A 12,710-nucleotide genomic window follows, 5' to 3' on the forward strand; every position below is an offset into this window, starting at 1 on the left:
ATCACAAATTTTGAGCCCGGAGGCGGTCGGCGCTCGGCCGCCTTGGGCTACAATAGAGCCATGCCTTCCCTCACCGATGAACAGCGTCGCGAGCTGATTGCACAGCTGGAAGACGACGGTTACTTTATTCTGCCAGAGCTCCTCCCCGAGGCACTCTGCAAGGCGGCACTGGCGGCGATCGACCGGGTAACCACGGCGCAGCGCGGGGACCATACCCGGCGCAGCGTGAAGGTGGCCAACTGCGTGGTCCACGACCCGGCGCTGCTGGACCTCGCCCTCTACGAGCCCGCCCTTCAGCTCGCCTACGATGTCTTTGGGCCGATGTTTCACCTGTGCCAGTCCAACTTTGTGAGCCGCCCCAACGATGGCACCGGCAAGAGCGACTTTGTCAGCGCCTCACCGTGGCACGCCGATGGGCCGCGGCCGGGTCTCTTTCCCAAGATCGACGGGGCTATGGGGCTGCACTACCTGAAGTTTGGCTACTTTCTCACCGATCTTACCCATGGCAACGGCGGGAGCCTGCAGGTCGTGCGGGGCTCGCACAAGCGGCCGGAGCTGGATGGCAAGCGCGGCACGGGATTTCAGATCGAGGACTACGCCCGCGACCTCGTGAAGCTCGACTGCCCGGCAGGAACCGTGGTTGCCTTTCACCAGGCACAGTGGCACGCCGCCCCGCCCAACGAGAGCCCGATCGAGCGCAAGAATGCCTACATCTCCTACTGCCCGACCTGGATGCGGCCCCTGGACCGGGAGTTCCCCCGCGAGGGCGAGCTGGAGGGGCTCTCGGCAGAGGCGCGCTGGCTCTTGGGAGAGTGGCGACCGGCGCAGCGCTGGTGGCTCCCGCAGCCTGAGGATGTGCAGCGCATGGCACGCTTCCGCCGCACCGCCGATACGCCGGTCGGGGCCGTGCGGAACTACGACTAGCCGTGTTTGACGAGGCACTGCTCTCCGGGGCAGAGGTCGCTGTGGTCTGGGCCAGCCTGCGGGACTGGAAGCCGGGGGCGGTCGTGCGCGGCTGGAGCGGGGTGGGCCTGGGAGTGGGGCTCTATGTGGTCCAGGCGGGCGTGTTGGAGGTCGAGCTGGGGGGCAAGACCTGGCGCGTCCAGCCCGGCGAGGCTTTCCTGGTGCCAACCGATCTCCCCCGTGACCGGATCGAGACACCCCAGGGCGCTCAGTGGCTCTCCGTGGGGCTCCGGGTGCAGTTTCACGGCCGCCTCAACCTGGCCCCGCTCCTTGGGGGGCCACAGCTCTGGACACCGTCGGTTCCCCTCGCACCCTTGGCCGCCGCGATTGTCGCGGAGTGGGAGGACGTCGGAGGGCCGGCTCTGGTGCCAAGCCGACGGCCCAAAAACGCGACCTCGCGCCTGATCGCCAACGGGCTGGCGACCGGAGTCTTTGGTATCTGCTGGCGGGACCTGCGTGCCAGCTCGGAGTCTGCGACCCTCACCCGTCTCGATGCACCGCTCTGGCTCTGGCAGGCGCTCCAGCGTATCCGCCGCGAGCCCAGCCACGACATTACCCAGCTCTGCCAGCAGCTGAGTGTCAGCCCCGCTCACCTGCGGCGCACCTTCCATCGGTTCTTGGGCCAGTCTCCCCAGAGCTACCTCACCGAGGAGCGCCTCCGCGCCGCCCGCCAGCTGCTAGTCACCACCGACCAGACAGTCGCTGTGATCGCCACCGAGGTCGGCTTTGAGAGCCTGAGCCACTTTACGCGAATCTTCACCCAGCGCTACCTCCACCCACCCGCCCGCTACCGCCAGCTCCTGCGTAGCCCCGGCGCGTAAGACGAGCGAAAACCACAAAGAGTACGTCTAGGAGCGGCTGAAATCCCTGTAGGGGAAATCTATAATGCACCATCTTTTCCGCAGGAGGAACTTTCTGATGCAACGCAGAGCATTTACCCTTATTGAGCTTCTTGTTGTGATCGCGATCATTGCGATTCTTGCCGCTATCCTCTTTCCTGTCTTTGCCCAGGCCCGTGAGAAGGCCCGCGCAACCACCTGTCTCTCCAATCTGAAGCAGCAGGGGCTTGGAGCGATGATGTATGCCCAGGACTACGACGAGACAATCATGCCGTTCTGGTATGTGGATGTCCCCTACACCGGTCAGCCCTTCTCACAGCGCACTACCTACTATCTCTTGATCCAGCCCTACATTAAAAACTGGCAGATCTTTAAGTGCCCCAGCGCACCCGTACAAAATATCGTCATCCGAGACACGAGTACCACGGCGGGGACGCGCACGCTCGATGTTTCCTACGCCTACAGCTCGATCCGTGACCAGAACCAGAACTTCCGTGTTGCGGGCTCGTATCTGGGCGCATCGGAGTGGGTGGGCACCGGTGCCGCGGGGCAAGGGGAGGGCAAGTTTGGTGTCTCGCTAGCCTCCATCGCCCTGCCAGCGGACACGATTCTGATCACCGATGCGAAGAACCTCGATCTCTGGGCGGAGAATATCGCCGATTACTGGCCGCTGACCTGTCCGGTTACCACGAACAACCCGGCCGGCGAGTGCTGGAACAACAACACCAACATGGTCATGACACGCCGCCACAACGAGGGCTTCAATATCTGCTTCACGGATGGCCACGCGAAGTTTCAGAAAAAATCACTGCGCCGTCAGTGGACACGCGCTGAGGATTAAGGCAAGAGACGCACGATGCAAAAGCCGCACTCTGTCTCGGGGATCTATCCCCACTTGGCGATGTTCAACGATGAAGGCGAGTGCGGCACGGGCGCGGTCGTGGTCTGGGCTGGGCGGCTGTGGGCGGTGACCTATGCCCCCCACAAGCCAACCGGCTCGTCGGACAAGCTCTACGAGCTCACGCCCGATCTGAAACAGACCATCCGCCCCGAGAGTATCGGGGGGACACCCGCCAACCGCTTTATTCACCGCGAGTCCCAGCAGCTCTTTATCGGGCCGTATGTGATCGACGCCACGGGGAAAGTTCGCACGATCCCCTACAGCAAGATGTTCGGGCGGCACACGGGCAATGCACGCCACCTCACCGATCCCAAGAACAAGGTCTACTGTGCGACCATGGAGGAGGGGCTCTACGAGCTCGATGTCCACTCGCTCGCGGTCACGGAGCTCTGGGCCGACGAGCAGCAGAAGACTGGGCGCAAGGCCAATCTCCCCGGCTACCACGGCAAGGGGCTCTACTCGGGGCAGGGGCGCGTGGTCTATGCCAACAACGGCGAGCACGGCGACCTCGCGCTCGTGAAGCCCGATATTCCCTCCGGCTGCCTGGCCGAGTGGAGCGGGCAGGAGTGGCGGGTCGTGCGGCGCAACCAGTTCACGGAGGTGACCGGCCCCGGCGGGATCGAGGGCAATAAAAACGACTCGGACCCGCTTTGGAGTATCGGCTGGGACCACCGCTCGCTGATCTTGCAGGTGCTGGATGGTGGCAAGTGGCACAGCTATAGGTTGCCCAAGGCGAGCCACTGCTACGACGGTGCCCATGGCTGGAACACGGAGTGGCCGCGCATCCGGGAGATCGGGGAGCGGGACCTGCTGATGACGATGCACGGCACCCTCTGGCGCTTCCCCCGCGGCTTCCGCCCGAGCCAGTCTGCCGGGATCGCGCCCCGCTCGACCTATCTGAAAGTCATCGGGGACTTCTGCCGCTGGGGCGAGCGCGTGGTCTTTGGCTGCGACGACACGGCCAAGAACGAGTTTCTCAACAAGCGCGCCGCCAAGGGCAAGCTCGCCGGGCCGGGGCAGTCGCAGTCCAACCTATGGTTTGTTGAGCCCAAGCGCCTCGATCACCTCGGTCCCGCTTTCGGGCGCGGTGCACTCTGGCTGAAGGACATGGTCGCGGCCAACACGCCGTCGGATGCCTTCCTCCTTGCGGGCTATGCCAAGCGCGGGCTGCATATTACCCACACGGGAAATACCCCCGTGACGGTCACGCTAGAGCTCGACGAGCGCGGCGACAACCGCTGGCGCACAGCACGGAAGATGACTCTTCCCCCGCAAGGCACGCTCTGGACCGAGCTGAAAGAGCGTGGCGCGTGGCTCCGCCTTCGCACCGACAAGCCCTGCCAGAGCATCACCGCCGTGGTACAGTATCGGAACCTCTCCCCGAGTTACCTCTCCCCCCAGCCCCCTCCCCCGGGCGCTCATTCTTCGCTGGGGAAGGGGGAATCCGAAATAGCCCCTTTCCCAAGGAGGAACGACTGCCCGCACCCAGGGGGTACCCGGGGGTTGGGGAGAGGTTTGCTCTACGCCCGTGGCGCGAATCTCAAGACCCTGCGCGCGGTTACTACAGACGGCGGTGTCTACGATCTGGATGAGTCGCTAACCCTGCGCCGGATCGCCGATCCCACGGGGGCGGCTTGGGCACAGGCGAACTACGCGATCCCGCAGAATGTCTTGCAGGAAGACGCGGCCTCTGTGATCTACACCGACGAGCAAAAGCAGCGCTGGCGGCTTCCCAAGTTCCAGGCAAGCGAGGGCCGGGTCTGCCGCGAGGTCTGCACCGAGCGCGATCTCTTCCATGCCCACGGGACCTTCTACGAGCTCCCCGCCGAGAACGCCGGGGGCTTTGCCAAGATTCGCCCGATCACCACCCACGACCGAGCGCTCTACGACTACGCGTCCTGGCGTGGCTTGTTGGTGGTCAGTGGCATCGTCAGCGAGGACTTTGGGCACATTGTCCGCTCCGACGACGGCAAATTGACGTTCTGGCTGGGGGTCGTGGACGATCTCTGGGCGCTGGGCAAGCCGCAGGGGGAGGGGGGGCCGTGGAAAGGCACGCTCGTGCGTGCCCAAGTCCCCTCCGATCCCTACCTCATGACCGGCTACGACAAGAAGACCCTGCAGCTGGAGCACCAAGAGCGCACGCCACGGGCCTTTCGGATCGAGGTGGACATCACGGGCTCGGGTCTCTGGGTTCCCTACGAGCGCTTCACGGTCGCACCCGGCAAGCCGCTCGTCCATACGTTTCCCGCCGCCTTTGGGGCCTACTGGGTGCGCTGCATTGCGGAGCAAGACGCCACCGCGACGGCGCGATTTATCTACGCGTAGCTAGCGAGAGCGAATTTGATAAACAATCAAGCGCTACGGATAAACCTATTCTCGCTGGCCTTGGTATAGAATGCACCTGCAATGTTCACACCGCGCGCTCTGATCCTAGGCCTTATCGGGGCGGTGGTGGTCTGTGTCTGGACCCCCTACAACAACTACAAGGTTGCCGCGACCCTGCTGGGAGGCAACCAGTTTCCGACGGTCGCGTTTGCCGTACTGGCCCTGCTTGCCGCGCTCCGCCAGCTCGTGCCTCGGCTGAAGATTAGCCCGGCGGAGCTCGCGACAGTCTGGACCATCTTGCTTGTCACCAGCGGGATTCCCTCGTCGGGCTTGATGCGCACGCTGATTCCCAATATCCCCGCTCCCGTGGCGCTGAGTACAGCGAGCAACGAGTGGGAGCGCAAGGTCTGGGGGGCGCAGCCGAGCTGGCTCAAGATGCACGACGAAACCGCGGCGCGGGCGTTTTTCGGAGGCTACCCCCGTGGTCAGGAGCACGTCCCCTGGGGAGCCTGGCTCGGGCCGCTCCTGGCTTGGGGCGTCCCTGCTGTGCTCTTCTTGCTGGCATCGTTCTGTGTGGCAGCGGTCTTTCGGAAGCAGTGGATCGAGAGCGAGCGCTTCGCCTTTCCCCTTGTGACCCTCCCGCTCCAGCTCGCCACGGAGCCCCAGAGCCTGACACGCCGCCCGGTCTTCTGGCTCGGGCTGGTGCTCACGATGAGCCTCCACGGGCTCAAGGGCTTCCACCTGCTCTATCCCACCCTCCCCGATATCACCACCAACTGGAGCCTGATGGACTACCTCACCGAGCCACCCCTCAACCAGATCGGGCCCTTTGCGATCTTTTTCTACCCCCTGGTTGTCGGGCTGGGCTATCTCCTCCCCGGCGAGGTGGGGCTCTCGGTGTGGCTCTTTCACCTGCTCTTTAAGCTGGAGTCTCTGATCGCGGCGGTCAATAACTGGGACCAGCCGGGGGCGCTGGGGTTCTTCTCGCAGCGCCAGTTCCATAGCCTACAGGCCTTTGGCGGCGCGATCGCGCTGACCGCATGGTGCCTCTGGACCGCGCGGCACCACCTGAAGCATGTCTTCTCGGAGCCGGAGTACGGGCGGGTGCGCCTCGGGCTGGCCGTGAGCTTTGGGGGCCTCGGGCTCTGGGAGCTCCTGGCAGGGGTCCCGGCTCCGCTGGTGCTGCTCTCCTTGCTCTTTGTCGTGCTGGCGCTGGTCACGGTCGGCTGGGCGACCTGCCAGGCGGGGATTCTCTTTATGGCGATGCCCTACACCAGCCTGGATGTCCTCGCCCCGACACTGGGCACGGCACCGTTCTCTCCCACGGCGCTCTATACGCTCTACCGGGTGGAGTACGCGACTGTCTACAACACCCGCGAGCTGCTCTTGCCCGGCCTGCTCAATGCCGCCAAGCTGGGGGAGGGAACCGGGCTGGGGGCCAAGACCCACACGCGCTGGCTGGGGATCGCGGTCGCGCTTGCTGTTGTTGTCGGTGCCTGGGCCTGTATCCGCCTGCCCTATCTCTCGGGCGGGGCGAGCATGCTCACGGAGCGCTGGACCTACGAGACCGGGCCGCAGATTCCCCTGAAGGTGCTGGGCAATGCCGCCTCGGTGCCCTACAAGCCCGCCCCGAGCAACGGGCTGCATGTTTTGGGCGGCTTTCTCCTCGTGGGCGGCCTGCTCCTGGCGCGACTCCGGCTCGGGGCGGGGCTCCACCCGATTGGGTTTCTGGCGGCCTCGGTGCACGGGGTCCACACCACCTGGTTCTCTATCTTGCTGGGCTGGCTCGCCAAGTCGCTCATGATGCGCTACGGGGGGATGGGCCTCTACAAAGCGGCCCTCCCCTTCTTTCTGGGGCTGATTGTCGGGGATGTGCTGAGTGCGGCCTTTTGGATTGGGATGGGCTATGTTACCGGGGTGGGCTACAACAACCTCCCTAGCTAATTTTCTCTAAGACAGGAGAAAACGCATCTATTTTTAATCCAAAGCGTGTACAGTAACTCTTGAGATGAAACTACGCTCACTGCTTCCTTACACGATTCTTGCGGCTGGCCTCGCCGGTGGCATTGTCTGGCGACTCCAGGACAAGCGCACGGTTGCGGCCGACCTGGTCAAGGCCCAGACCGCCCGCAAGGGGGCGGCCCCCAGTGTGGTGCTGGCGACCGCCGGGCCAAAGCGCCTTGTCCAGACCCTGGAGCTGATCGGCTCGCTGGAGTCGCCGAGCACGGTAAAGCTTGCCGCACGGACCTCGGGGCGGGTGACCTTTCTGGCGGTGCGCGAGGGAAGCGTGGTCAAGGCGGGGGAGACCCTGGTGCGGATCGACCCCGTGGACCTCAAGGACGCTGTTCTCCAGCAGGAGGCGAACCTCGCCGAGGCACGCGCCCGCCTCGCGCAGGCACAGGCGACGGTCGATACGGGCCGGGTGACGGTCCTCACGGGGATCGACCAGCGCCGCGCCGCTGTGGAGAGCGCTCAGTCTACCCTGAATCGTGCCCAGCAGACCCGCGATGCCCAGCTCGCCGCCGCCAAGGCCGCGGTCGCCGATGCCGATGCGCGGGTCAAGAGCGCCCAAGTCGTGGTGGAGAACGCCAAGAACGACCTGGCGAGTGCGGTCGCCAACCAGAGCAACCTCAAGGCTAAGCTGGCCCGCGCCGAGTCGCTCCTGAGCAAGGGCTTTGTGGCGGTGCAGGCGGTCGATGATGCCCGGACCGCACTGGAGGTCCAGGGCAACGTGGTCGAGACCGCAAAGGGACGAGTCGCCACTGCCGAGGCCGCTGTGGACTCCCAGAAGGCGCTCCTGACCGCGGCCCAGCAGCAGGTGAGTATCGCCGAGAAGGGAGCGACCACCGATATTGAGACGGCGCGCTCGGCCAAGAAATCCGCGGAGTCGGCGCTGGTCCTGGCCAACTCCAGCCGCTCCCAGACCATCGCGTCGCGGCAGAATATCGCAGCCCTGAAGCAGGGTGTCGCGGCCGCGGAGGCGCAACTTGCACAGGCCCGCGCCCGCCTCGGCGAGACCGAGCTTCGGAGCACGCTCTCGGGGACGGTCACCGCCCAGCCCGTGGATGCCGGCTCGACGGTCACCGCTGGGCAGACCCTTCTTACCGTGCAGCAGCTCGACTGGCTCTATGTCACGGCGACCGTTCCCGTGGAGCAGAGTGGGGTGGTCGGGGTGGGGACACGCGCCGAGATCATCCTCGATGGCCAGCCCGACAAGCCCCTGATCGCCACGGTTGCTGAGGTCAATCCCGCCGCCGACCCCCAGAGCCGGCAGTACACGATCCGCTTCAAGCTCGACAATGCGGGTGGCAAGCTCCGCCCCGGCATGTTCGCCCACCTGACTCTGGAGCTGCGGACGATCAACGCCGCCGTAGTGGTCTCCACGGATGCGGTCAAGACCACCCCGAAAGGCTCGACCGTCACGGTGGTCGATTCCGAGAGTGTGGCCGCGGTTCGTCCGGTCACCTTGGGAACCAAGGTCGGCGGTGATGTCGAGATTCTCTCCGGGGTCTCCGCCGGCGAGCGTGTCGTCACTCTTTCTTACTCGCCGGTCAAAGACGGCCAAAAGGTCAAGGAGGGCGGCGGAAAAGAGAAAAAAGGCGACAAACCCGCCGAAGGCGCGGCCGCAGGCCCCACAGCCGGACGTTCACCGTCCGTAGAACCCGGACGTTCACCGTCCACGGGGGAGAAGCGATGAATATTGCGCGCTTCTCGGTACAGCGGCCCGTGGCGGTGGTCATGCGGATCGCGGCGCTGGTCTTGCTGGGGATTGTCTGTCTGACCAAGCTCCCGGTCGATCTGCTGCCCAAGATCACGATCCCGACGGTTGTCGTCAATACTACCTGGCCCAATGTCGCCCCGGAGGAGATGGAGACCCAGGTCACGCGGCCCATCGAGCAAGCGGTCTCGTCGGCGCCGGGTATCCAGAGTATCAGCTCCAACTCCACAACCGGGAACTCGTCGGTGCGCGTGCAGTTCAACTGGGGCACGGATATCGGGCAGGCGGCTATCGATGTCTTGCAGCTGGTCCAGCGTGCCCGCCAGCAGCTCCCCGACGACCCAACCCTTCAGGCGCCCGTTGTCTTTAAGTTCGACCCCTCGACCCTCCCCATTCGCATCTACGGTGTCTCCGGCGTCCCCGATATCGTCAAGCTGCGCAGCCTCCTGGCAAACGAGGTCTCCCCGCTGATCGCCTCCGCCGACGGCGTCGCCACGGCGACCATCACCGGAGGGCAGACCCGCTCGATTATTGTCGAGGTCGATCCGGTGAAGCTCCAGGCCTATGGGCTCTCGCTCGATCTGGTGCAGCGACGGCTCGTTCAGGAGAACATCAATGTCCCCGCCGGGATCGCGCGGCAGGGCGAGCGAGAGTTCACGATCCGCTCGGTGGGGTACTTCACCAGCCTCAGCGATGCTGCCAAGATCCCGCTTGCTCAGGTCAATGGTCGGCCCGTGCTCCTGAGCGATGTCGCCAAGGTCGAGGATAGCCACCTGGAGACCCGCGTGCTCACCCGGCTCAATGGCGAGCTCGCGGCCAGCCTAGCGATCACCAAGCAGAGCGAGGCCAACACGGTGGCGACCGCGGAGGCGATCGAGAAGAAGCTGGAGCAGGTCCAGAAGCTCTATCCCCAGCTCAAGTTCCGGCTCGCCTACGACCAGTCGGGCTTTATCCAGAACTCGGTCACCGATCTTCAGCACACCGCGATTATCGGCGGCGTCCTAGCGATCCTGATTCTCCTGTTCTTCTTGCGCAATGTCCGAAGTACGCTTGTGGTCGCGCTCTCGATTCCCGTCTCGATCTTCTCGACCTTTGCCCTGATCTACTTCTGTGGCTTCACGCTCAACACCATCTCGCTCTCCGGGCTGGCGCTGGCGACCGGGCTGATTGTCGATGACGCGGTCGTGGTGCTGGAGAATATCTTCCGGCACATCGAGCGCGACAAGCTCTCCTCCACGGAGGGCGCGGTGGCCGGCGCGACCGAGATTACCTCGGCGGTGGTGGCCTCGACTATCACGGTGATGGTGGTGTTTCTGCCGATCTTGCTGATCAAGGGCCAGACCGGGCAGATGTTCACGCAGTTTGCGCTGGTGGTGGTCTTCTCCATGGCGGTCTCACTTTTGGATGCGACCACGCTGGTGCCGATGCTGGCCTCGCGCTTGATCCACCGTGAGGAGCTGGAGCTGGAGCGCGAGCACCCGTCGAAGGGCTTCTTTGGCTGGGCCGGGCGCTACCTCGATGCGCTCGATTCCAACTACCGACGGCGGCTCACGTGGGCGCTGAAGCACCGCTGGTGGGTGCTGGCGGGCGCGGCACTGGTCTCGGGAGCGAGCTATCTCTTTGTCCCGCTGATCGGCTCCGAGACCCTGCCCCAGACCGATAGCGGGGACTTTACGGTCAATATCAAGCTCCCCATCGGGACCGCCTTTGCCAAGACCAATGAGATAATGCTGGAGGTGGAGAAGCGCCTGCTGGCCCACCCCGATGTAGAGACCGTCTTTGCGGCGTCGGGGGCGACCCTGAGCCTGCGTGGCTCGGTGCGCGACCAAGCGAGCCACGTGGGCGGTGGGACCGTGCACCTGAAGGCCAACCGAAAGCACTCCACCCAGGACGTCATCAAGGAGGTCCAGAAGAGCCTTGGTGGGATTCCCGGCATCCGTGCGACGGTCTCCCCCTACGATCTGGTGACTCAGCTGCTCACGGGCGGTGCGACCAACATGGAGGTCGATGTCTTCGGGCAGGACAATAAGGCGGTTGCGGAGCAGGCCAAGCGGGTGCTGGATGCGCTTAAGGGCGTCCCCGGCCTCGAAGGGCTGGACCTCGGGGTCCAGGACGCGACCCCGGAGCTGCAGTGGAAGATCGACCGTGATAAGGCATCGGTGCTCGGGGTCTCGTTTGCGGATATCGCCACCGCGATCAACACCAGCACGGGTGGCGCACAGTCCGGCTACTACTTGGAGAAGGGCTACCAGTACCCGATCTACGTCATCCTCCCCGAGAAGGACCGCAAGTCTGTGGAGTCCCTGGTGAACCTGCCGATCACGCCGCGCAGTGGGACGGGAACCAAGCCCGTGCTCCTGGGCCAAGTGGCGACTCCCTTTGAGACGGTTGGCCCCAACGAGGTGACACGCCTCGACCGTCAGCGCTTTATCGCGGTGAACGGGCGCCTGGTGGACCGCTCCCAGGGCGATGTGGAGAGCGATGTGAAGAAGGCGCTTGAGAAAGTGGATTTCTTGCCGGGGACGTACTGGGACTTTGGGCAGAACCAGAAGCGGCGCGGGACGGAGTTTGCCGGCCTCGGGGTTGCGGTGGCGCTGGCCGTGGCGCTGATCTACATGCTGCTGGCGTCGCAGTTTGAGTCGTTTGTCTACCCGCTGATCGTCCTGACCTCGGTGCCGCTCTGCGCGGTGGGGGTGGTGCTGGCCCTCTTCTTGACCAACCGCGCCTTTGGGATCACGGCCTTTATCGGGCTCTTGATGCTCGTGGGAATCGTGGTGAAGAACGGCATTCTGCTCGTGGACTACACCAACCAGCTCCGTGAGCGGGGCACGCCGCGCGATGAGGCCATCCTCACCGCCAGCCCAACCCGCCTGCGCCCCATTCTCATGACCACATCGGCGGCGGTTCTGGGAATGCTCCCCCTCGCGCTCGCACTGGGCCAGGGCTCGGAGACACAGGCCCCGCTGGCAACCGCAGTGATCGGTGGCTTGATCACGTCGACCGTGCTCACGCTCTTTGTGGTCCCCTGTGTCTACACCCTCTTCGACGATCTCGGGCAGCGTCTCCGGCGGCGGTAGGGAGTCCCCCCGATCAGAACGGGGGGGCTGGAGAGCCTTTGGCTGGAAAGGGCGTGCCGCCCATAGGAATGGGGGATGGCCGCACCCAGAGGGTACCCGGCCTTCGTAGCGCGGAGCGCTCTCAAGTCCGGCCGTTCTGATCGGCCGGAGCTTACGCCTTCTTGAAGCGCTTTCGAGCCCCAACCAGCGCGACGGGCAGCAGAGCGGGGAGGAGCTGCATCGTACCGGGAAGCTCCGGGGTGACAGCGGAAGCGGTATACAGCAAGGTCGCTGTGGAGTTCCGATTAAACGTGCCCGTCTCTAGGCTATTCAGCGTGACACCTACCGTCCCTTGTGAGAAGTGGAAGACCTGGGTGCCTCCACTGGTGATATCAAATGTAGGGGTAACAATGTCATTGACGGTGACACTCTGGCTGAAGCTGTGGGTAACCCCATTGATCGCGACATCATGACTGAGTGTCTTGGACGCCGTGGTGTTGCTAAAGTCAAGCCCTAGGCTCTGGGTGCCACTGACAATGCTGACAGTCTGGGTGACACCCGTGGTGAGCGTGAGATTGCCAGAGAGCCCAAGGAAGTTATAGATATCCTCCGACCAGGGGCTGTTGCCAGGGTTGAACTGAAGGTTTGCGTTGGACGCGTAGCTGATCGTCAAGGTTTGCGCCTGTGCTACGTGGGGCAACACGGCGCTCCCAAGTAGCGTGAGAGCGAGGAGGGGAGTACGAAACGATTGTGGATCTTGCATTCTATTTCTCTCACGCCTTCCCTTGGAGAGGGCGTCTTGGTCACTAGTATATATTATTTTAGCTGCTTTTGTAAGGTCCTTAAATGAGAGAGCCCAGCTCTATACGAAGTCTGTACTAAGTCTGTACAAGGGGCGGGATGCTCTA

8 protein-coding genes are annotated in these 12,710 nt (G+C 64.1%); 7 read left to right on the forward strand and 1 reads right to left on the reverse strand.

Translation table 11 applies throughout. The features are described from left to right. Positions 1 to 60 precede the first annotated feature (60 nt). The 7 genes from HNQ39_RS16415 (at position 61) to HNQ39_RS16445 (ending at position 11,823) form a co-directional block, all read left to right on the forward strand. A complete protein-coding gene (locus HNQ39_RS16415) occupies positions 61 to 924 on the forward strand; it encodes a phytanoyl-CoA dioxygenase family protein (protein WP_184198597.1) in 864 nt (287 codons plus the stop codon). Positions 925 to 926: 2 nt separating this feature from the next. Next, positions 927 to 1,784 carry a helix-turn-helix domain-containing protein gene (locus HNQ39_RS30595; protein ID WP_184198600.1) on the forward strand — a complete coding sequence of 286 codons (858 nt, stop codon included), beginning with the start codon at positions 927 to 929 and terminating at the stop codon, positions 1,782 to 1,784. A gap of 97 nt (positions 1,785 to 1,881) precedes the next feature. Continuing rightward, positions 1,882 to 2,643: a DUF1559 family PulG-like putative transporter gene (locus HNQ39_RS16425; RefSeq protein WP_184198603.1), complete on the forward strand. Its 762-nt coding sequence runs from the start codon at positions 1,882 to 1,884 to the stop codon at positions 2,641 to 2,643. 15 nt (positions 2,644 to 2,658) lie between these two features. After that, positions 2,659 to 5,028: a hypothetical protein gene (locus HNQ39_RS16430; protein WP_221290058.1), complete on the forward strand. Its 2,370-nt coding sequence runs from the start codon at positions 2,659 to 2,661 to the stop codon at positions 5,026 to 5,028. 81 nt (positions 5,029 to 5,109) lie between these two features. Continuing rightward, a complete protein-coding gene (locus HNQ39_RS16435) occupies positions 5,110 to 6,972 on the forward strand; it encodes a DUF6785 family protein (RefSeq protein WP_184198606.1) in 1,863 nt (620 codons plus the stop codon). Positions 6,973 to 7,036: 64 nt separating this feature from the next. Next, positions 7,037 to 8,725, forward strand: a complete 1,689-nt coding sequence (locus tag HNQ39_RS16440) for an efflux RND transporter periplasmic adaptor subunit (protein ID WP_184198609.1) — start codon at positions 7,037 to 7,039, stop codon at positions 8,723 to 8,725. Beyond that, entirely contained in the window at positions 8,722 to 11,823 is a 3,102-nt protein-coding gene (locus tag HNQ39_RS16445; RefSeq protein WP_184198612.1) for an efflux RND transporter permease subunit, read from the forward strand. Before HNQ39_RS16440 ends, HNQ39_RS16445 begins: the two co-directional genes overlap by 4 nt. Positions 11,824 to 11,974: 151 nt before the next feature. Here HNQ39_RS16445 and HNQ39_RS16450 read toward each other — a convergent pair whose 3' ends face one another. Beyond that, positions 11,975 to 12,565, reverse strand: a complete 591-nt coding sequence (locus HNQ39_RS16450) for a hypothetical protein (protein ID WP_184198615.1) — start codon at positions 12,563 to 12,565, stop codon at positions 11,975 to 11,977. Positions 12,566 to 12,710: the final 145 nt, after the last annotated feature.

The organism is Armatimonas rosea (genome assembly GCF_014202505.1).
Lineage (GTDB): Bacteria > Armatimonadota > Armatimonadia > Armatimonadales > Armatimonadaceae > Armatimonas > Armatimonas rosea.